Annotated in this window: 15 protein-coding genes and 2 pseudogenes; 12 read left to right on the plus strand and 5 right to left on the minus strand. The window is 68.8% G+C overall.

The genetic code is table 11. The features are described 5' to 3' along the window. The first annotated feature begins 111 nt into the window (after positions 1 to 111). Both QE454_RS13870 and QE454_RS13875 read left to right on the plus strand, forming a co-directional pair. On the plus strand, positions 112 to 1,434 hold the full coding sequence (locus tag QE454_RS13870) for an RNA polymerase sigma factor (RefSeq protein ID WP_210075030.1): 1,323 nt from the start codon (positions 112 to 114) through the stop codon (positions 1,432 to 1,434). After that, complete coding sequence (locus QE454_RS13875) at positions 1,431 to 2,129, plus strand: coenzyme F420-0:L-glutamate ligase (protein WP_210075033.1); 699 nt, start codon at positions 1,431 to 1,433, stop codon at positions 2,127 to 2,129. The genes QE454_RS13870 and QE454_RS13875 overlap by 4 nt, the downstream gene beginning before the upstream one ends. 174 nt (positions 2,130 to 2,303) lie before the next feature. On the opposite strand, the gene QE454_RS13880 is transcribed toward QE454_RS13875, so the two are convergent. Beyond that, on the minus strand, positions 2,304 to 3,326 hold the full coding sequence (locus QE454_RS13880) for a sugar-transfer associated ATP-grasp domain-containing protein (protein ID WP_307460498.1): 1,023 nt from the start codon (positions 3,324 to 3,326) through the stop codon (positions 2,304 to 2,306). 44 nt (positions 3,327 to 3,370) lie between these two features. Here QE454_RS13880 and QE454_RS13885 point away from each other — a divergent pair, with 44 nt between their 5' ends. Together QE454_RS13885 and QE454_RS13890 are read left to right on the plus strand one after the other, a co-directional pair. Further along, positions 3,371 to 4,021, plus strand: a complete 651-nt coding sequence (locus QE454_RS13885) for an alanine racemase C-terminal domain-containing protein (RefSeq protein WP_307460495.1) — start codon at positions 3,371 to 3,373, stop codon at positions 4,019 to 4,021. Beyond that, positions 4,018 to 5,061, plus strand: a complete 1,044-nt coding sequence (locus QE454_RS13890; protein WP_210075039.1) for an alanine racemase — start codon at positions 4,018 to 4,020, stop codon at positions 5,059 to 5,061. Before QE454_RS13885 ends, QE454_RS13890 begins: the two co-directional genes overlap by 4 nt. A gap of 58 nt (positions 5,062 to 5,119) precedes the next feature. Here the strand turns inward: QE454_RS13890 and QE454_RS13895 are convergent, their stop codons facing one another. Further along, positions 5,120 to 5,341 (minus strand): hypothetical protein, encoded by a 222-nt coding sequence (locus QE454_RS13895; RefSeq protein ID WP_115918381.1) that lies wholly within the window; start codon positions 5,339 to 5,341, stop codon positions 5,120 to 5,122. A gap of 165 nt (positions 5,342 to 5,506) precedes the next feature. Here QE454_RS13895 and QE454_RS13900 point away from each other — a divergent pair, with 165 nt between their 5' ends. Further along, complete coding sequence (locus QE454_RS13900; RefSeq protein ID WP_373459412.1) at positions 5,507 to 7,576, plus strand: type IIA DNA topoisomerase subunit B; 2,070 nt, start codon at positions 5,507 to 5,509, stop codon at positions 7,574 to 7,576. Positions 7,577 to 7,864: 288 nt separating this feature from the next. Here the strand turns inward: QE454_RS13900 and QE454_RS13905 are convergent. Next, positions 7,865 to 10,331 (minus strand): annotated as a pseudogene (locus QE454_RS13905) (DNA topoisomerase (ATP-hydrolyzing) subunit A). Between the two features lie 71 nt (positions 10,332 to 10,402). On the opposite strand from QE454_RS13905, the gene QE454_RS13910 reads away from it, so the two are divergent. After that, positions 10,403 to 11,530 (plus strand): alkaline phosphatase family protein, encoded by a 1,128-nt coding sequence (locus tag QE454_RS13910; protein WP_307460486.1) that lies wholly within the window; start codon positions 10,403 to 10,405, stop codon positions 11,528 to 11,530. Between the two features lie 89 nt (positions 11,531 to 11,619). On the opposite strand, the gene sepH is transcribed toward QE454_RS13910, so the two are convergent. Then, entirely contained in the window at positions 11,620 to 12,648 is a 1,029-nt protein-coding gene (gene sepH, locus QE454_RS13915; RefSeq protein ID WP_210075045.1) for a septation protein SepH, read from the minus strand. Positions 12,649 to 12,869: 221 nt separating this feature from the next. On the opposite strand from sepH, the gene QE454_RS13920 reads away from it, so the two are divergent. Further along, positions 12,870 to 13,163, plus strand: coding sequence for a DUF4193 domain-containing protein (locus QE454_RS13920; protein ID WP_055837222.1), 294 nt, complete (start codon positions 12,870 to 12,872; stop codon positions 13,161 to 13,163). On the opposite strand, the gene QE454_RS13925 is transcribed toward QE454_RS13920, so the two are convergent. Continuing rightward, entirely contained in the window at positions 13,138 to 13,629 is a 492-nt protein-coding gene (locus QE454_RS13925) for a DUF3093 domain-containing protein (protein ID WP_210075047.1), read from the minus strand. The two genes, QE454_RS13920 and QE454_RS13925, sit on opposite strands and share 26 nt — an antisense overlap. A gap of 12 nt (positions 13,630 to 13,641) precedes the next feature. Here QE454_RS13925 and dut point away from each other — a divergent pair, with 12 nt between their 5' ends. The 5 genes and pseudogenes from dut to dxs all read left to right on the plus strand — a co-directional run bounded on the left by dut (position 13,642) and on the right by dxs (position 20,576). Then, positions 13,642 to 14,097, plus strand: a complete 456-nt coding sequence (gene dut / locus QE454_RS13930; protein WP_307460482.1) for a dUTP diphosphatase — start codon at positions 13,642 to 13,644, stop codon at positions 14,095 to 14,097. Then, positions 14,094 to 14,732, plus strand: a complete 639-nt coding sequence (locus tag QE454_RS13935) for a DUF3710 domain-containing protein (RefSeq protein WP_267787256.1) — start codon at positions 14,094 to 14,096, stop codon at positions 14,730 to 14,732. The genes dut and QE454_RS13935 overlap by 4 nt, the downstream gene beginning before the upstream one ends. Beyond that, positions 14,729 to 15,484 carry a DUF3159 domain-containing protein gene (locus QE454_RS13940; RefSeq protein ID WP_210075051.1) on the plus strand — a complete coding sequence of 252 codons (756 nt, stop codon included), beginning with the start codon at positions 14,729 to 14,731 and terminating at the stop codon, positions 15,482 to 15,484. Before QE454_RS13935 ends, QE454_RS13940 begins: the two co-directional genes overlap by 4 nt. Before the next feature lie 133 nt (positions 15,485 to 15,617). Further along, a pseudogene (gene acnA / locus QE454_RS13945) lies at positions 15,618 to 18,459 on the plus strand (aconitate hydratase AcnA). Between the two features lie 167 nt (positions 18,460 to 18,626). Next, positions 18,627 to 20,576, plus strand: coding sequence for a 1-deoxy-D-xylulose-5-phosphate synthase (gene dxs / locus QE454_RS13950; RefSeq protein ID WP_307460474.1), 1,950 nt, complete (start codon positions 18,627 to 18,629; stop codon positions 20,574 to 20,576). The last annotated feature ends 151 nt before the right edge of the window (positions 20,577 to 20,727 follow it).

Consider the following 20,727-nt stretch of genomic DNA (forward strand, 5'->3'; position numbering starts at 1 on the left):
TCAACCGGACCAGGAGCCCCCGCTCCTCGGTTCGGGACTTGACAAGGGTCTTACTAGTGTCCGAGAACGACCGGTGGCCGTGCAGCGTGCGTTCCCGGTGAAAGGCGAAACGTGGCAGACACGACAACCAAGACCCGCTCCCGGAGTGCGAAGGACACCGAACTCGAGAACTCCGAGGAGACCGTGACGGCGTCGAAGACGACGACCGCCAAGAAGGCCCCCGCGAAGAAGGCTCCGGCCAAGGCCAAGGCGGCCCCCGCCAAGGCGAAGACGAAGGCCAAGAAGGACGACGACCTCGAAGAAGACGAGGAAGACGTCGAAGTGGGCGATGTCGAGATCGACGACGCCGACGACAGCGACGACTCCGACGACGCGGCCAAGACAGACGCGAAGAAGTCCGACGACGACGACGAGGACGAGACCCCGGCGGCGCCCGCCGAGGCCCTCCCCACCGGCGCGATCGTCATCTCGTCGAGCGACGAGGACGACGTCCCCGTCTACTCCGCGCAGATCACGGGCGCGACCGCCGACCCGGTCAAGGACTACCTGAAGCAGATCGGAAAGGTTCCGCTGCTGAACGCGGCCGAAGAGGTCGAGCTCGCCATGCGCATCGAGGCGGGTCTGTTCGCCGAAGAGAAGCTGTCGAACATGACCGCGGCCGAGAAGACGAGCCAGCTCGGTCTCGATCTGCAGTGGGTCGCCCGTGACGGTCAGCGTGCCAAGAGCCACCTGCTCGGCGCCAACCTCCGCCTGGTCGTCTCGCTCGCCAAGCGCTACACCGGTCGCGGCATGCAGTTCCTCGATCTGATCCAGGAAGGCAACCTGGGCCTCATCCGTGCCGTCGAGAAGTTCGACTACACCAAGGGCTTCAAGTTCTCGACCTACGCCACGTGGTGGATCCGTCAGGCGATCACGCGTGCCATGGCCGACCAGGCCCGTACCATCCGTATCCCCGTGCACATGGTCGAGGTCATCAACAAGCTGGCTCGCGTTCAGCGCCAGATGCTGCAGGACCTCGGTCGCGAACCCACTCCGGAAGAACTGTCGCGCGAACTCGACATGACCCCCGAGAAGGTCATCGAGGTGCAGAAGTACGGCCGCGAGCCCATCTCCCTGCACACCCCTCTCGGCGAGGACGGCGACAGCGAGTTCGGTGACCTCATCGAGGACACCGAGGCCGTCGTCCCGGCCGACGCGGTGGGCTTCACCATGCTGCAGCGCCAGCTCGAGTCGCTTCTCGACTCGCTCAGCGAGCGCGAGGCGGGCGTGATCCGCATGCGCTTCGGCCTCGGCGACGGTCAGCCCAAGACCCTCGACCAGATCGGCGACACGTTCGGCGTCACGCGCGAGCGTATCCGTCAGATCGAGTCGAAGACGATGGCGAAGCTGCGTCACCCGAGCCGTTCGCAGTCGCTTCGGGACTACCTCGAATGAGCGCGGAGGCCAACGCCGGCAAGGCGCTCACCGTCACCGTCGAGGGCACCTCGTACGCTCGCATCCCGATCCGCACGCGGGTCGTCATGCCCGGTGACGACCTCGACGCCTTCATCCTCGAGTACGCGAAGGATGCCGTGCAGCCGGGCGACCTGCTGTTCGTCACCGAGAAGATCGTCGCGATCACGCAGGGTCGTTCGTTCAAACTCGACACGATCAAGCCCCGAAAGCTGGCTCTGTTCCTGTCGAAGTACGTCACTCGCACGCCGTACGGCATCGGTCTCGGCATGCCCGAGACCATGGAGATGGCCCTGCGCGAGTGCGGAACGCCCCGCATCCTGTTCGCCGCCGCCGTCTCGGCCGTGACCAAGGCGATGGGTCGCAAGGGCGACTTCTACCGCATCGCCGGCGACAAGGCGCGCGCGATCGACGGCCCCACCAAGGGCACGATCCCGCCGTACAACCAGGCCGTCGTCCTCGGCCCGGAGCGTCCCCGCGAGGTCGCCGCGCGCCTGAAGTCGCTGCTCGGCGGTGACCTGCAGGTTGCCGTGGTCGACATCAACGACCTGGGTGGCAACATCCTCGGCTCCACGATGGACAAGGCCGGCGAGAAGCGCCTCGTCGCGATCCTGAAGGACAACCCGCTCGGCCAGGGACACGAGTCCACGCCGCTGGGTATCGTCCGCCACAGCTGACACCATCCGACGAGAAGGCCCGCTCCCGTTCCGGGGAGCGGGCCTTCTCGTTATTTGGATGCCGCGGGGCACGCGGCGAAGACGGCGACCGCCCACGCGCGCCGGGCGCCGAGTCCAGAGCCCACGCGAAAGGCCCGCCCCCGACGCGGGAAGCGGGCCTTCGTACGCCCGGGGTCAGAACCCGATGGCGGCCTGGTAGCGCGGCTTGTGGCCGGTGCGGATTCCGGTGACGCTCGGCTTGTTCTCGTACACGCCGGCGCCCCAGTTGCCCTCGACGAGCACGGGTCCGTCGGGGCCGACGACGATGTCCCAGCCGACGTACTGCACCTGGGGCACGACGCGCGCGACCCGGTCGACGAACGCCTTCACCTCGTCGATCATCGGCAGCTGGAAGTCGGCGATGCGCGCTCCCGAGTCGGGGTGCAGCTCGTGCACATGCCCGTGCGAGTCGTAGCCGGCGCCGAGGGCGTGGCCGTTCTCGTCGAGCATCGTGTAGAAGCCGCCGAAGGTCATCTGGTCGCTGACCGCTCCGCGGCCGAACTTCTGCGCCATCGCGAGGATGTGCGTCTTGTCTCCGTCGAAGAAGGCCGTGACGCGCGTGGTGTTGACGGTGCCGGGGCAGACGGCCGCGAGGTCGTCGTGCTGGCGGATGACCTCTTCGACGAGGATCTCGCCGCGCTCGAGCAGCCCGCGGTGGAACTGCTCCCAGTCCTCGACCTCGGCCGCGTGGTAGCGGTGCACGCCGGTTCCGGCCTGACCGACCGGCTCCTTCGTGACGATGGTGCCGAGACGCTCGGTGAAGGCGCGCAGCTCGTCGGCGTTGTCCGCGTCGACCACCATCCACTCGCGGCGGAGGAACTCGCTGAACGTGCGGTCGAACTCGACCTTGTCCTGGAAGAGGCCGCGGTAGTCGGGGTGGTCGTACTTCTGCGAGATCTGGTTCGACACCGGATGCGTCATGTAGGTGGCGCGCTCGGCGGGGGTGAGAATCGCGAAGTCGTAGTCGATGTAGTCCTGGAAGCCGACGTTCTTCACACCCGCTTGGAACAGCATGTCGGCGACGACGAGCGGCAGGGCCTTGCCGTGCTGGGCCGAGACTTCTTTGGCGCGTTCGACGACGGATCCGACGTCGATGCGGCGGGCGCGTCCGGCGAGGTAGCGAAGGCGCGTGACGGGGGAGAAACCCTGCTGAGGCATGTGGCTCCGGGGTCGGGGAAGGAGGACCCCGTTAGTCTAAAGGGGTGACCTCCACGCTCCCTGCCCGCTTGCCCGCGGCCGGGGGAGTGGCGCCCGTGGCGCTCGTCTCGGAGTCCGCCCTGCGTCAGAACGCCCCGCTCGCCCTCGCGGCCGGCACCGGCTCACGCGCCGGCGACGTCTTCGCCGCCGATGCCTGGGGCCACGGCGCGGAGTGGGTGGCATCCGTGCTCTCGGATCTCGGGATGGATGCCGCACCCCTCGACGCCGCGGTCCTGTTCGGCCTGCCCGGCTCGCACACTCGCCCCGTGCTGTCGCTGCGCGGTCGAGCGCTCGGGACCAAGCCCCTGCTGCGCGGTGAGGGCGTCTCATACGGGTACACGCACCGAGCCCCCCTCGACACCACCGTCGCCCTGGTGACCGGCGGCTACGCCCAGGGCGTCGTGCGATCCCTGGGCAACGCGGTCTCGGTCTCGATCGACGGCCGACGTCATCTCATCGTCGGGCGCGTCGCCATGGACGTCTGCGTCGTCGACGTCGGAGACGCCGTCGTGCCGCGCGGCTCCGAGGTGGTCTTCTTCGGCGACCCTGCCGCGGGTCACCCCTCGCTGCAGGAGTGGACGGATGCCACCGGCCTCACCCCGGCCGAGATCGTCGCCGTCGTGGGTGTCCGCGCGGATCGGAGGGTGTCCGCGTGAGCGCCGTCTACCGCGTCGACCTCGACGCTCTCGCCCGGAATCTCCGCCGCGTGCGCGAGGCCGTCGCCCCCGCCACTGCCATGCTCGTCGTCAAGGACGACGCCTACGCCCACGGGCTCGAACCGATCGTGAGGCGTGCCGTCGAAGAGGGCGTTCGCTGGATCGGCGCCTTCGACGTGGTCACCGGAACCGAGGTCCGCCGCATCGCCGGACCCGACGTCCGCATCTTCGTATGGCTCATCGGCGGGAGCGACGACCTCGCCGCGGGCGTCGATGCCGACCTCGACCTCGGTATCGGCGACGAAGCGCTGCTCGACGACCTCGCGGGTCTCCGCCTCGAGCGCCCCGCACGCGTGCACCTCAAGATCGACACGGGCCTGCACCGAAACGGGATCCGTCCCGAGCGGTGGAACGCCGCACTCGCGCAGACCGCCGCGCTGGTCGCCGACGGTCGCGCCGTGTTCGAGGGCATCTGGTCCCACATCTCGGAAGCCTCGGATGCCGATGACGACGACGCCCGTGCGGTGTTCTTGGCGGCGCGGGAGACCGCGCGCGCGGCAGGGCTCGATCCCCGCTTCTCCCATCTGGCCGCCAGTGCGGCGGGTTTCGCCCGGGGCGAGTTCCGGGAGGATCTGGTGCGCGTCGGGGCGTTCTCGTACGGCATCCGGCCCGCCGGCGGACCCAGCGAGGTCGAGCTGGGGATCGAGCCGATCAGCCGCCTCACCGCCACGGTGACCGCCGTCGACGCTGCGGGCGTCCACCTCGACGTCGGAAGCTTGCACGGGCTGCCGAGCGCCCTCGGCGGACGTTTCGACGCGCCCACGCCGGAGGGGCCTCGCCGCGTCGAGGCCATCACCCCGACCGAGACGGTGCTCGCCCCGTGGGCGGGCGCCGCTCCCGGTGACGAGATCGTGCTGTTCGGCTCGGGCGCCCTCTACGGCGTCACCGACCTCGCCGAACTCATCGACACGATCGGCGAAGAGATCGCGTTGCGCGTGTCTCCCACCGTGCCGAGGTCCTATTTCACCGATCGAGCCTGAGACGCGAAACGGGCCCCGACGCACAAGGTGCGCGGGGCCCGTTTTCGATGACGTGGTCTTACTCGGCGGCGTTCAGTCGCGCCGTCTCGTCGTGCCACGAGGTGGCGACGCTGCGGAGCTTCTCTTCGTACTTGCGGCCGTGGTGCGCACAAAACAGCAGCTCGCTGCCGTTGACCGTCGCGGCGATGTACGCCTGTGCGCCGCAGGAGTCGCAGCGATCCGCCGCCGTCAGGCGGTGGTCGAGGACGGCTGACGCTTCGGGTGCAGTCGTGGTGGTCATGTCGGGTGCCCTCCTCAGGTGGTCGTGGGCGAGTCTCCATATACAACCACGCGGATGTTTCCCCTATGCCGCGGCTTGATCACATTTCGCTGTGCGCGTACGGTGACCCGACCCGCCTGTGTGTCTGGCAGTGGATGTCGGTGGCCCCGATTACGCTCAGAGATCGTGACGTCCGAGTACTCCGCCCATCATCTACAGGTCCTCGAGGGCCTCGAAGCCGTGCGCAAGCGCCCGGGCATGTACATCGGGTCCACCGACTCCCGCGGTCTCATGCACTGCCTGTGGGAGATCATCGACAACTCCGTCGACGAAGCCCTCGGCGGACACGGCTCGCGCATCGACATCGTGCTGCACGCCGACGGCAGCGTCGAGGTGCGCGACCGCGCCCGCGGCATCCCGGTCGACGTCGAGCCCCGCACCGGCCTGACCGGTGTCGAGGTGGTCTTCACCAAGCTTCACGCGGGAGGCAAGTTCGGTGGCGGATCCTACGCTGCCTCCGGCGGCCTGCACGGCGTCGGCGCCTCGGTCGTGAACGCGCTGTCCGAGCGACTCGACGTCGAGGTCGACCGCGGCGGCAAGACGTACGCGATGTCGTTCCACCGCGGCGAGCCCGGTCTGTTCGCCGGGGACACCCCCGACTCCACGTTCACGCCGTTCGAACGCAGCAGCGAGCTGCGCGTGATCGGCAAAGCGCCGCGCGGTGTCACCGGCACGCGCATCCGTTACTGGGCCGACCGACAGATCTTCACCAAAGACGCCGCCTTCGGCCTCGATGAACTCGTGCAGCGCGTGCGCCAGACCGCGTTCCTCGTGCCGGGACTCGAGATCGTCGTGCAGGACGAACGGGGCGAGGAGCGCGTCGAGACCAGCTACCGCTTCGACGGCGGGATCTCGGAGTTCGCGGAGTTCCTCGCACCCGACGCCGCCGTCACCGACACCTGGCGTCTCACCGGCACCGGCACCTTCACCGAGACCGTCCCCGTGCTGCAGCCCGGCGGATCGATGATCCCCACCGAGGTCGAGCGCGAGTGCGAGGTCGACATCGCGGTGCGCTGGGGCACCGGCTACGACACGACGACCCGCTCGTTCGTCAACATCATCGCCACCCCCAAGGGTGGCACGCACCAGCAGGGCTTCGAGCAGGGCCTGATGAAGGTGCTGCGTTCGCAGGTCGAGCAGAACGCCCGAAAGCTCAAGGTCGGCAACGACAAGATCGAGAAGGACGACCTGCTCGCCGGTCTCACCGCCGTCATGACCGTGCGCCTTCCCGAGCCGCAGTTCGAGGGCCAGACCAAAGAGATCCTCGGCACTCCCGCGGTTCGGCAGATCGTGGCATCCGTCGTTCAGAAAGAGCTGTCGGCCCGCTTCGCCTCGCCCAAGCGCGACGACAAGGCGCAGACCGCTCAGCTGCTCGAGAAGATCGTCTCCGAGATGAAGGCGCGCATCTCGGCGCGCACCCACAAAGAGACCCAGCGTCGAAAGAACGCCCTCGAGTCCTCCTCGCTTCCCGCGAAGCTCGTCGACTGCCGTTCCAACGACGTCAACGACTCCGAGCTGTTCATCGTCGAGGGCGACTCCGCCCTCGGCACGGCGAAGCTCGCCCGCAACAGCGAGTTCCAAGCGCTCCTGCCCATCCGCGGCAAGATCCTCAACACGCAGAAGGCCTCGATCAGCGACATGCTGTCGAACGCCGAGTGCGCGTCGATCATCCAGGTGATCGGCGCGGGCTCGGGTCGATCGTTCGATCTCGACGCGGCCCGCTACGGCAAGATCATCCTGATGAGCGACGCCGACGTCGACGGCGCGCACATCCGCACGCTGCTGCTGACGTTGTTCTTCCGGTACATGCGCCCGCTCGTCGAGGAGGGCCGGGTCTTCGCCGCCGTACCACCGCTGCATCGCGTGATCGTCATGAACCCGGGCACCAAGCCCAACGAGACGATCTACACCTACAGCGAGCAGGAGCTCCACACCCTGCTCACCAAGCTCAAGCGTGGCAACAAGCGTTGGCAAGAGCCGGTGCAGCGGTACAAGGGCCTCGGCGAGATGGATGCCGATCAACTCGCGACGACGACCATGGATCGCGGCGGCCGCATGCTGCGCCGCGTTCGCGTGCAGGACATGGAGGCCGCGGCATCCGTCTTCGATCTGCTCATGGGCAGCGACGTCGCGCCGCGCCGCGAGTTCATCATCGACTCGAGCGACCGCCTCGCGCGCGAGCGCATCGACGTCTGACGCCCTTTTCGTCGGCGCCCCGCTCGGGTGCGCCTCTGTGCCGGACCGTCGGGCGGACTCGGGGCTCGACACGTCGCCCCTGCCGCCCCTGCCACCGCGCGCCACCGACGAACTCCGCACGACGGCACATCGCCACCCCCAGAGAGGGCGCCCCCACCGCCGGCCCGAACGGTACCGTCGGGCGGACTCTCACCCCGACACGCCTCCCCAGCCACCCCTGCCCCGGCGCGCCAACGATCAACTCCGCACGACGGCGCACAAGGCGAGCCGACGGGGGAGCAGCCGGGCTCAGCGGACGACGGTCCCGATCGCGCCGATGACGGCCTCGAGCGGCTGACCCGACGCGTCGCGCTTCGCGCCCGCATCGGGCAGAGTCCGCACCGAGCCGTCGCTTCCGACAGCACGCGGGTCGGTACCGACCCAGGCGAGCACGAGGGCGTCCTCGCCGCGGAGCAGACGCTGCGCGCGCACGCCACCGGTGGCGCGGCCCTTCGCGGGGAACTCGGTGAACGCCGACACCTTCGCGCTGCCCGCGTCGGTACCCGGGAGCGCGGCAGACGAGCCGGCGACGGTGACCACGACGGCATCGAAGGCGGAGGCGCCCACCACGGCGAACGAGATCACGCGCGCGCCGTCGGAGAGACGGATGCCGGCCATACCTCCCGCGGACCGTCCCTGTGGTCGCACCGACGAGGCCTCGAAACGCAGCAGCTGCGCGTCGCTCGCGATGAAGACGAGCTCCGCGTTGTCGCCGGCGGGGGCAGCGCCGACGACGCGGTCGCCGTCGCGTAGCGCGATGATCTCGATCTCGTCCTTGGTGCCCAGCTCGGTCGCGGCGACGCGCTTGACCACCCCCTGCTCGGTGCCGAGGGCGATCGTGGGGGAGTCGACCAGGGGCACGAGGGCGACGACCTTCTCGCCCTTCGCCAGCGCCAGATACTGCTCCACCTTGGTTCCGGCGGCGACCTGCACCGAGTTGGCCGGCACCGAGGGAAGGTCGACGGGGGAGAAGCGCACGAGGCGCCCGGCCGAGGTGACCGCCGCGATGTCACCACGGGTGGTCGTGTCGACCGAGGAGCGGATCGCGTCGTGCTTGGACCGACGCGCGGGCGGGACCACGCCGCCGGCGGGGGCGTCGACCACGAGCTCGGCGCGGACCATGCGGCCGGTGGCCGAGAGATACACACGGCACGGTGCGTCCGCGATCTGCAGGTCCGCGGCGGCGGCGGCCTTCGCCGAACGGGGCTGCACGGGTCCGCCGTTGAGCAGCATGGTGCGCCGCGGGGTGCCGTGCGCCTCGGCCGCGGCATCCAGCTCTCTCGCCACCTGCTGGCGCAGCAGGGTCTCGCTGCCCAGGAGCTCGACCAGCTGGGCGATCTCGGCGTTCAACTGGTCGCGCTCGGCCTCGAGCTCGATGCGCGAGAACTTCGTCAGTCGACGCAGGCGCAGCTCGAGGATGTACTCGGCCTGGGGGTGCGAAAGGTCGAAGACCTCCTGCAGCTTCGTGCGCGCCTCGCTCGCCGTCGTCGGAGGAGCGGATGACCTGGATGACCTCGTCGATGTCGAGGATCGCGATGAGCAGACCCTCGACGAGGTGCAGACGCTCCCGTTTGCGGGCCAATCGGTACTCGCTGCGTCGCGTGACGACACGAATGCGGTGATCGATGTAGACGCGCAGCATCTCGCGCAGACCGAGAGTCTGCGGCTGCCCGTCGACGAGCGCGACGTTGTTGATGCCGAACGAGTCCTCGAGCGGGGTCAGCCGGTACAACTGCTCGAGAACGGCTTTCGGGTCGAATCCGGTCTTGATCCCGATGACGAGGCGCAGACCGTTGTTGCGGTCGGTGAGGTCGGTGACGTCGGCGATGCCCGTGAGCTTCTTCGCCTGCACGGCGTCTTTGATCTTCTCGATCACGCGCTCGGGGCCGACGAGATACGGCAGCTCGGTGATCACGATGCCGGTGCGACGCGGACCGAGCGACTCGATCGACGCCTTCGCGCGCGTGCGGAACGTTCCGCGGCCGTTCGTGTAGGCATCTTTGATGCCGTCGAGGCCGACGATGATTCCGCCCGAGGGCAGGTCGGGGCCGGGGACGAACTCCATGAGCTCTTCGACCGTGGCCTCGGGGTGCTGCAGCAGGTGGATGGCTGCGGCGACGACCTCGATGAGGTTGTGCGGCGCCATGTTCGTGGCCATGCCGACCGCGATGCCCGTCGCCCCGTTCACGAGGAGGTTCGGGAACGCCGCCGGAAGAACCTCGGGCTGCTGGAACTGTCCGTCGTAGTTGGGGATGAAGTCGACGACGTCCTCGTCGAGGTTCTCGGTCAGCGCCAGCGCCGCTGCCGCCAAGCGCGCCTCGGTGTAACGCGGGGCGGCGGGTCCGTCGTCGAGCGAGCCGAAGTTGCCGTGGCCGTCGACCAGGGGAACCCGCAGCGAGAAGTACTGCGCCAGCCGGACGAGAGCGTCGTAGATCGGCGCGTCGCCGTGGGGGTGCAGCTTTCCCATGACCTCGCCCACGACCCGCGCACTCTTGACGTGGCCGCGGTCGGGCCGAAGGCCCATCTCCGCCATCTGGTAGAGGATGCGGCGCTGCACCGGCTTGAGTCCGTCGCGCGCATCGGGCAGGGCGCGCGAGTAGATGACCGAGTAGGCGTACTCGAGGAACGACCCCTGCATCTCGGTCGAGACATCGACGTCTTCGATGCGCTCGACGACGGACGAGTTCGAGGGAGAGGAGGAACGGGAATCGGGCATAGGTACGGCCTCGGGTCGGGCGGGCGTCGCGTCTCGACGGGGATCGGGACTCCTGTGGAAGACTGGGCCCGATGTCACTCAGCCTACCGGCGGACCCGCCGCGCTCTCGGAGCCTCACCGGTGTGGTGCCCCAGTCGATCGCCGCCCTGAGGGGCGAGTCGGAGTGGTTCGCTCCCGCCCGCAGCGCCATCGTCATGCTCGTGGACGGGCTCGGCGCACACAACCTGGCGGCCCGGCGCGGCCACGCGCGGTTCCTGGGCTCGGTGGGCGGTCGCAAGGACGTCGCACGCACGGTGTTCCCCTCGACCACGGCCGCGGCGCTCACGAGCCTGCTCACCGGCGCGGAGCCCGGCAGCCACGGCATCGTGGGCTACCGCACCCGCATTCCCGGCACCGAGATCGCGCCCAATCAGCTGCACGGGTGGGAGACCGACAGCCTCGACCCGCTCACCTGGCAGAGACGCACTCCGCTTTTCGCCCTGCGCGCCGACGCCGGGCTCCGCAGCTTCGTCGTCTCACGACCGAGCTATACCGGCACCGGCTTCACCGAGGCGACGCTGCGCGGGGCGGAGTTCACCTCGTCCGACGACATCGACGAGCGCGTACGCCTGGCGGCCGATCTGGCCGCACGGCATCCGGGATCTCTGACCTACCTGTACGCCCCCGAGCTCGATACCGCGGGTCACCGGGACGGGTGGGAATCCGACCGATGGACCGACGCCCTCGAGCGGGTGGATGCCGCGGCCCGCCGCCTCGCCGAGTCCATCGACCCGCGCACGGGCGTCGTCGTCACGGCCGATCACGGCATGGTCGACGTCCCCGCCCACAAGCACGTCCTGCTCCGAGAGGGGGACCCGTTGCTCGAGGGAGTCGTTCTCATCGGCGGCGAGCCCCGAATGCTCCACCTGTACACCCACGCGGGGCGAGCGGATGCCGTGGCCGCGCTGTGGCGTGAGACCGAGGCGGCACGGGCCTGGGTGCTCACGCGCGAAGAGGCCATCGCAGCCGGCCTCTTCGGCGACGTCGACGCCGAGGTCCGCCCGCGCATCGGGGACGTGCTCGTCGCCGCGCGCGGACGTTTCGCGTACTACGACGACCGCGAGCCCGACAAGCGCCCGCAGCGCATGGTGGGCCAGCACGGCTCGCTCACCGACGAAGAGCGCACGGTGCCGCTCCTCCGTCTGGGCGCGTTCGCCTGAGCACAGCCCGAAGGCCGGGGTGCCGGCATCCGTCTCGGGCGGACCCGGATCGGCTGACCGAGGAACCGATCGAGAAGGTCGATCCCTCGTCAGCTCTCGTCGGAACGAGCGCCGAAGACGATCTCGTCCCACGACGGCATCGACGGTCGCCCCTTCGCGCGGCGACCGTTGTCGGCCTGGGGACGCTCGGGTTCACTCGGCGTCTCTTCGCTCTCGTCGACGTAGCCCGGCTCGACGGCGTCGAACAGGGCGACCGGCGGGCTCGAGGGACGCGGCTCCGGCTCGGCGACCTCGGAGGCACCGGGCAGCGGCTCGCGCTGGCCCCGACGGCGACGGAGCGCCTCGAGCAGGTCGGCGGTCTCGGCCGAGGTGACGGGCGCATCGGGTGCACGCTTGATGGCGGCAGCCTGAACGGCGGTGGCGACGGGACCGGTGGCCTCCACACCCGGCTCGTCGTCGATGTCGATGCGGCGAGGCCCGAAGGCTCCGCTGTCGAAACGGGAGTCGTCCTTCGAGACGTTGTCGAGGGCGCGAAGGCGGGGGATGAGCCCCTCGGGAAGCGAGCCCTGGCGAGACAACTGGATGGCGTCCGAGTTCTGCGGGGAGAGGACGCTGCGACGCGGGTCGAAGCTCCAGCGCGCGTCGTGGTCGATGCCGTTGGCAGTGAACTCCAGCTTGACGGACCAGCCCGAGCTCTCTTTCCAGCTCGTCCAACGCTCCGCGGACGCACCGGCCTCGGCGAGCTTGGCACGTACGGCCGCCCCGAAGGTGATGGGGGAGTCGTGCTCGAGGGTGCCGCCCAGCAGCACAGGCACGGCGAGGGCTTGAGCCACGACGTGCTCGCGCTCGGCGAGGACGGGACCCTCGAAGCGTTCCACGTCTTCGACGCGGGCGTTCAGAAGCGTCGCCACCTCACGAGCCGACATGCCGGCGCGAATGTGCGCCTGGATTTCTCGGGGGCTCGGGCGCGGGGCACGGTCGTCGTCCTCACGGTCCCGACGCGCACGGCGCGCTTCAGCGCGCAGCACCTCATCGAGCGCGAGGGCGAAGCGTTCGCCCGCCTGCGTCGCCACGACGAGGACGTCATCTTCGGTTCCGATGACTTTGAGCTGTTCCATACGAAACACCCCTCCGATCTGCGGTCAGCGTTCATGCTGTCACGCGTGCCGCCCGCAACCGGGAATATCGCGGGCGCGCCGCGAGTTTCCCGTCAGGCCTGACACGCTCGCCCCTCTCGGAGCATTTGCTTATCGAGGACGGGTCATGCAAACTATGGCCGCCCGATCGGGCACCCGATGGGGCATAGCACCACGAAATCCGGAAGTAGAGACCTGCACGCATGGCAACCGATTACGACGCACCGCGCAAGACCGAGGACGACAGCGAGTCGATCGAGGCCCTCAAAGAGCGCGTGCCCGACAAGGCGTCGGGGTCGATCGACAACGAGGATGCCGATAACCCCTCGGGCTTCGAACTGCCCGGCGCCGACCTCTCCGACATCGAGCTCGATGTCGTCGTGCTTCCCGCTCAGGAAGACGAGTTCACCTGCATGAACTGCTTCCTCGTGAAGCACCGTTCCCAGATCGCCGAAGAGAGCGGCCCCGGCTTCATCTGCCTGGAGTGCGCAGCCTGACCTGAGCACGCTGGATCGCCGCGACCAGGCGATCCGGCGTGCGGGTGGACACCACCCACGACGGGGTCGGGTCGTCGGGATCGGTCACGGGAACCGTGACGATGCCGTCGATACCGCCGCGGATCACGTGCCATGCCCGGTGGTCGAGACCACTCCCACGGGCGGTACGAGCCTCTTCGGCGACGACGCCGACGGGCGCACCCAGGAGGTCGACCGGGATGTGCGCGCGTCCCGCGCGCAGTTCGCCGTCACGGATCTCGATCACGGGGGCGATCGCCAGCAGACCCGACACGATCCCCACCGACACCACGAGCCCGATGAACAGAGCCAGGGTCGTGTCGAGCGGCGAGAAGACGACCGCCGCCATCGGACCGCACACGGCTGCGGCGACCAGCGCCCACAGCGACGGGCTGAGACGCTCTCGATACTCGGCTGCGGTGCGGATGCCGCACCCCCTCTTCTGCATTACCCTCGTGGGGTGACCGAAACGGTGGACGTCCTCATTGTCGCATCCGAGCCTCCGGTCTTCGCCCACCCCGGCGACGCCGGAGCCGACCTGACCGCCGCCGAGGCGGTTCGACTGGAACCCGGGCGCCGCGCCCTCGTCTCGACGGGGGTGCGCATCGCGCTTCCCGAGGGGTATGCCGCGTTCGTCGTGCCCCGCAGCGGCCTGGCCGCCAAGCACGGCATCACGATCGTGAACGCGCCGGGCACCATCGACGCCGGTTACCGCGGCGAGATCAAGGTCGCCCTTTTGAACACCGACCTCGACGAGGCCTATGACATCGCGGTCGGAGACCGCATCGCCCAGCTCATCGTGATGCCCGTCCCGACCGTGCGCTTCGTCCCCGTCGACGAACTGCCCGACAGCGTGCGCGGTCAAGGCGGCTTCGGATCGAGCGGATACCAGACTCTGCAAGGGAGCACCCGATGACCGACGACGAGTCGCAGACCACGCCCGAGACCACCGAAGACGATCAGTCCGGCGCCGAGGCGGTGCCGGCGACCAAGAGCGCCCCGGTCGACCGCGAGAGCGCGGGCCCGTTCGACGAGGCCGAGGCCAACCCCGTGCGCCCCTACATCGACCTGGGCGGGATCAAGATCCTGCCGCGCGAGGGCCTGAACCTCCGCCTCGAGGTCGAGGAGCAGACCAAGCGCATCGTGGCCGTCGGCCTCGACTACGCCGACTCGACCCTGCAGGTGCAGCCGTTCGCCGCTCCGCGCTCGAGCGGCCTGTGGGAAGAGACGCGCGACCAGATCCGCCAGCAGGTCAAGCAGCAGGGCGGCCGCGTCGAAGAGCGCGAGGGCCCCCTCGGTCCCGAGCTCCTCGCCGAGGTCCCCGTCGCCGCGGCGGACGGCGCGAGCAAGCGTCTCGCCCGGTTCGTGGGCGTCGACGGACCCCGCTGGTTCCTGCGCGGCGTCGTCGGGGGAGCGGCCACCAGTGACGTCGAGGCCGCCGCCGCTGTCGAAGACCTCTTCCGTTCGATCGTCGTTGTCCGCGGATCCTCGCCGATGCCGCCGCGCGATCTCATCCCGCTCCGGATGCCGTCGAGCCCCGGAACGGCATGAGCGACGATTCCGCCCGCCCGGCGCGAGAAGACGACCGCGTCCCCCTCGACCCGCCCTCCGCGGCGGAGAGCGTGAGTGCGGCTCTCGGTAACGCCGCGCGTCGCGCAGGCCTCGACCCGGCCAAGCACACCTCGACCGGCGCCGCCGTGTGGTCGGCGATGGGCGGGGTGCGCGGCATCCTGGAATCCGTCCTGCCCTCGCTCGCGTTCGTCGTGCTGTTCACGATCACGATCGACCCCGAGACGCGCCAGGGAAACCTGTGGTTGAGCCTGGGCGTCTCGGTCGGGCTGGCCGTCGTCTTCACGCTCGCGAGACTCATCGCCAAGTCACCGCCGAGCGCCGCGATCGGCGGGCTGCTCGCGACGGCGGGAGCCGCCGTGCTGTCGCTGGTGACCGGGCGCGGTCAAGACAACTTCGTGCCGGGGTTCTTCACCAACGGGGCATACGGGACGGCGTTCCTGGTGTCGGCGCTGATCGGCTGGCCGCTGATCGGTCTGGTGGCGGGCTACCTGCTCGGCGAGGGCACCCGCTGGCGCGCCGATCGCCGCAAGCGCCGCGCCTACACGTGGCTCTCGATCGCGTGGGCGGCCCTGTTCGCCGCGCGTCTCGCGGTGCAACTGCCGCTGTACTTCGCGGGAGACGTGACAGCGCTGGGGACGCTCAAGATCGTCATGGGCCTGCCGTTGTTCGCGCCGATGCTGGCGGTGACGTGGCTCGTCGTGCGCGCCCTCCACCCTCGTCGAGAGTCCTGATATTATCTTGACATCAAGATAAATCCGCTGCCTCGGGCGGTTAGGTCGACCTTCCTGGAATCGACCTCTCCCCGCGGGGAAGATGGAGAAATGCGGGCCGACGCCTGCGCATTCGCCGACGAAGGAGACGATCGTGTCCACGGTTGACAGCTTCGGTGCCAAGAGCACCCTGACGGTCGGCAGCACCGACTACGAGATCTTCCGCATCGACACGGTCGCCGGTCACGAGAAGCTCCCGTTCAGCCTCAAGGTGCTGCTCGAGAACCTTCTGCGTACCGAGGACGGCGCCAACGTCACCAAGGAGCAGATCGAGGCGCTCGGCTCGTGGGACCCCACGGCCGAGCCCGACACCGAGATCCAGTTCACCCCGGCGCGCGTGGTCATGCAGGACTTCACCGGTGTGCCCTGCATCGTCGACCTCGCCACCATGCGCGAGGCCGTCACCGCCCTCGGCGGCGACCCGAACAAGATCAATCCGCTCTCGCCCGCCGAGATGGTCATCGACCACTCGGTCATCGCCGACCTGTTCGGTAGCGAGAACGCCCTCGAGCGCAACGTCGAGATCGAGTACGAGCGCAACGGCGAGCGGTACCAGTTCCTTCGCTGGGGTCAGTCGGCCTTCGACGACTTCAAGGTCGTCCCCCCGGGAACCGGCATCGTGCACCAGGTCAACATCGAGCACCTCGCCAAGGTCATCTACGACCGCTCCGTCGACGGCGTGCTGCGTGCGTACCCCGACACCTGTGTCGGCACCGACTCGCACACCACCATGGTCAACGGCCTGGGCGTTCTCGGTTGGGGCGTCGGCGGCATCGAAGCCGAGGCGGCCATGCTCGGCCAGCCCGTGTCGATGCTCATCCCGCGCGTCGTCGGCTTCAAGCTCAGCGGTGAGATCCCCGCGGGCGTGACCGCGACCGACGTCGTGCTCACGATCACCGACATGCTGCGCAAGCACGGCGTCGTCGGAAAGTTCGTGGAGTTCTACGGCGAGGGTGTGGCCTCGGTTCCGCTCGCCAACCGCGCCACCATCGGAAACATGAGCCCCGAGTTCGGCTCCACCGCCGCGATGTTCCCCATCGACGACGTCACGCTCGAGTACCTGCGTCTGACCGGTCGCGACGAGCAGACCGTCGCCCTGGTCGAGGCGTACGCCAAAGAGCAGAAGCTCTGGCACGACGCCGACCGCGAGCTGGCCTTCAGCGAGTACATGGAGCTCGACCTGTCGACGGTCGTCCCCTCGATCGCCGGCCCCAAGCGCCCGCAGGACCGCATCCTCCTCTCCGAGGCGAAGTCGCAGTTCGAGAAGGACATCCTCAACTACGCCGGCGGCGCGACCTCGGACTCCGTCGTCGACCTCGAGGTCGACGGCACGTTCCCGGCCTCGGACCCCGGTTCGGTCCCCGGCCAAGAGCACGAGCACGTCACCGAGACCGAGGTGCTCGTCTCGTCGGGTCACCCCGCGAACGCCTCCAACCCGGTGCGCGTCACCACGCCGGAGGGCCAGTCGTACCTGCTCGACAATGGCGCGGTCACTCTGGCAGCCATCACCTCGTGCACGAACACCTCGAACCCCTCGGTCATGATCGCGGCCGGCCTCCTCGCCAAGAAACGCCGTCGACAAGGGCCTCAAGCGCAAGCCCTGGGTCAAGACCACGCTCGGCCCGGGCTCGAAGGTCGTCACCGACTACTACGAGAAGTCCGGTCTCGACAAGGCACTCGAGGGCCTCGACTTCTACACCGTCGGCTACGGCTGCACGATCTGCATCGGCAACTCGGGTCCGCTCATCGAAGAGGTCTCCGAGGCCATCAACGAGAACGACCTCGCCGTCACGGCCGTCCTCTCGGGAAACCGCAACTTCGAGGGTCGCATCAGCCCCGATGTGAAGATGAACTACCTGGCCTCGCCGCCGCTGGTGGTCGCCTACGCCCTCGCCGGCTCGATGAACTTCGACTTCGAGACCGACGCCCTCGGCAAGGACCAGAACGGCGAAGACGTCTTCCTCAAGGACATCTGGCCCGCCCCCGACCAGGTGCAGACGATCATCGACGCATCGATCTCGCGCGAGCAGTTCATCCAGCAGTACGCCACCGTGTTCGAGGGCGACGAGCGTTGGAAGAACCTGCCCACCCCGACCGGCCCGGTCTTCGAGTGGGATGCCGACTCGACCTACGTGCGCAAGGCCCCCTACTTCGACGGCATGACCATGCAGCCGGATGCCGTGCGCGACATCACCGGTGCGCGCGTGATGGCGACGCTCGGCGACTCGGTCACCACCGACCACATCAGCCCGGCCGGAAACATCAAGGCGGGCACCCCCGCTGCGCAGTACCTCATGGAGCACGGCGTCGCGCAGAAGGACTTCAACTCGTACGGCTCGCGCCGTGGCAACCACGAAGTCATGATCCGCGGTACCTTCGCCAACATCCGCCTGAAGAACGAGCTCACCGCGGCCGTCAACGACGGCACCGTGGTCGAGGGTGGTTACACCCGCGACTTCACCCAGGAGGGCGGCCCGAAGTCGTACATCTTCGACGCGAGCCAGAACTACCAGCAGCAGGGCACTCCGCTGGTGATCTTCGGCGGCAAGGAGTACGGCTCCGGCTCGTCGCGTGACTGGGCGGCCAAGGGCACGAACCTGCTGGGCGTCAAGGCCGTCATCACCGAGAGCTTCGAGCGCATCCACCGCTCGAACCTCATCGGCATGGGCGTCGTTCCGCTGCAGTTCCCGGCCGGCGAGAGCTGGAAGTCGCTGGGCCTCGACGGCACCGAGATCGTCTCGATCGAGGGCCTCGAGCAGCTCAACGAGGGTGTGACGCCGAAGACGGTCAAGGTCACCGCCGAGCCGAGCGAGTTCTCGCCCGAGGGCAAGCAGACCGTGACGTTCGACGCCGTGGTCCGCATCGACACCCCCGGTGAGGCCGACTACTACCGCAACGGCGGAATCCTGCAGTACGTGCTGCGTTCGCTGGTCTGACCCGCAGGCGAAGTGCCCCGGAAGCCTCGCGCTTTCGGGGCACTTCGCTTTCCGCAGAGACCACGTGGACGCGATCCGCGCAAGCCGTTGCCGGGCCCGTTCACCCCTCGGAGACTAGAATCGACCCGTACGCGCGGACCCCGCGCGCATCGCACGAGAGGAGTCTTATGGCTCTCCTACCCGGCATTCACGGTCCCCGTGACCTCGACGGGCTGACCCCCGACCAGCTACGACAGCTGGCCGCAGAAGTCCGCTCCTTCCTCGTCGAGAATGTCTCCCGCACGGGCGGACACCTCGGACCGAACCTCGGCGTCGTCGAACTGACGATCGCTCTGCACAAGGTCTTCGACTCCCCGTCCGACCCGATCATCTTCGACACCGGGCACCAGTCCTACGTGCACAAGATGCTCACCGGGCGTCAGGACTTCACGGCCCTGCGTTCGCGCGGCGGCCTCGCGGGCTACCCGCAGCGCTCCGAGAGCGCTCACGACGTCGTCGAGTCGTCGCACGCCTCGAGCTCCCTCAGCTGGGCGGACGGCGTCTCACGCGCCTTCAGCCGCACCGGTCGCCGCGACCGCCATGTCGTCGCCGTCGTCGGCGACGGCGCACTCACGGGCGGAATGACCTGGGAAGCGCTCAACAACATCAGCGACGACAACGAGCGCAACCTCGTCATCGTCGTGAACGACAACGGTCGGTCCTACGCGCCGACCATCGGCGGCATGGCGCGCTACCTCAACCGGGTGCGCACGAACGACGCCTACCGCACGCTGCATCGCGGGTCCGACACGCTCTTCCGGCGCCTCGGCCCGGCTGCCCGCGCGGTCTATCGCGGCGTGCGCGGCGGCACCCACGGCTTCCTGTCGCGTTTCACCAACAACGAGGCGCTGTACAGCAACCTCGACATCAAGTACCTCGGCCCCATCGACGGACACGACTTCGAGTCCCTCATCGAGACGCTCGAGCTCGCCAAGTCGTACGGTGCGCCCGTCATCGTCCACGCCATCACCGACAAGGGCAGCGGCTACGCGCCGGCGATGAGCGACGAGGCCGACCAGTTCCACGCCGTCGGCAAGATCGACCCCCTCACGGGTGAGGCTCTCGGCGCGGCCGGCGGTCTCCAGTGGACCGACGTGTTCGCCGAAGAACTAGTGAAGGTCGGAGCCGAGCGCGACGACGTCATCGCCATGACCGCCGCGATGCTGCGTCCGACCGGGCTGCAGAAGTTCGCCGAGCGCTTCCCCGAGCGGGTCTACGACGTGGGCATCGCGGAGCAACACGCCGTGGCATCCGCCGCCGGTCTCGCCTTCGGCGGTCTGCATCCGGTCGTCGCGATCTACGCGACGTTCATGAATCGCGCGTTCGACCAGGTCATGATGGACGTCGCCCTGCACAAGGCGGGCGTCACCTTCGTTCTCGACCGCGCCGGGGTCACCGGTCCCGACGGCCCGAGCCATCACGGGATCTGGGATCTCGCGATGCTGCAGCTCGTTCCCGGCATCCGGATCGCGGCTCCGCGCGATGCCGCGCGGCTTCGCGAGGAGTTCCGCGAGGCCACGGCGATCCAGGATGCCCCCACGGTCGTGCGCTACCCCAAGGGCAAGGTCAACGACGACGTCGAGGCCATCGAACGCCTGCACGACGGCGTCGACGTCCTGAGCCGCGGCACGAGCGAAGACGTGCTGCTCGTCGGCATCGGTCCGATGGTGCACCTCGCCCTCGAGGTCGCGGAGCGCCTCAAGGCGCAGGGAATCGGGGCGACGGTGATCGACCCGCGCTGGGCGATCCCCGTACAGCCCTCCGTCATCGAGCTCGCCCGCACGCACCGCCTGGTGATCACGATCGAAGACGGCATCCGCGTCGGCGGCGTCGGCACACGCGTGCGCCAGGTGCTGCGCGAAGCCGGGGTCGACACGGCCGTCGACGAGCTCGGGATCCCCGACGAGTTCATCGATCACGCCACGCGCGAGCAGATCCTCGAGGATGCCGGCCTCACCGCCGCCAAGATCGCCCACGATGTCGTGGCCCAGGTGCTCGGCACACGGATCCCCATGGCGCGGCAGACGCCGACCGGCTCGATCCCCACGATCGAGGCATGGGAGAACTCGCGCCCCTGAGGCGATAGCACCATCGGGACCGGGCCGGGATGCCGTAATCCCGGCCCGGTCTTGCATCTCCGGCGTCCGTCCGACGGTCGTCAGAACAGGAGAGTGCATCGAGAACAGGACGGAACCGCCCGATTCGGCCTGTTCTCGTCGCACAGCCTGT

The organism is Microbacterium sp. SORGH_AS_0454, from assembly GCF_031453395.1.
Lineage (GTDB): Bacteria > Actinomycetota > Actinomycetes > Actinomycetales > Microbacteriaceae > Microbacterium.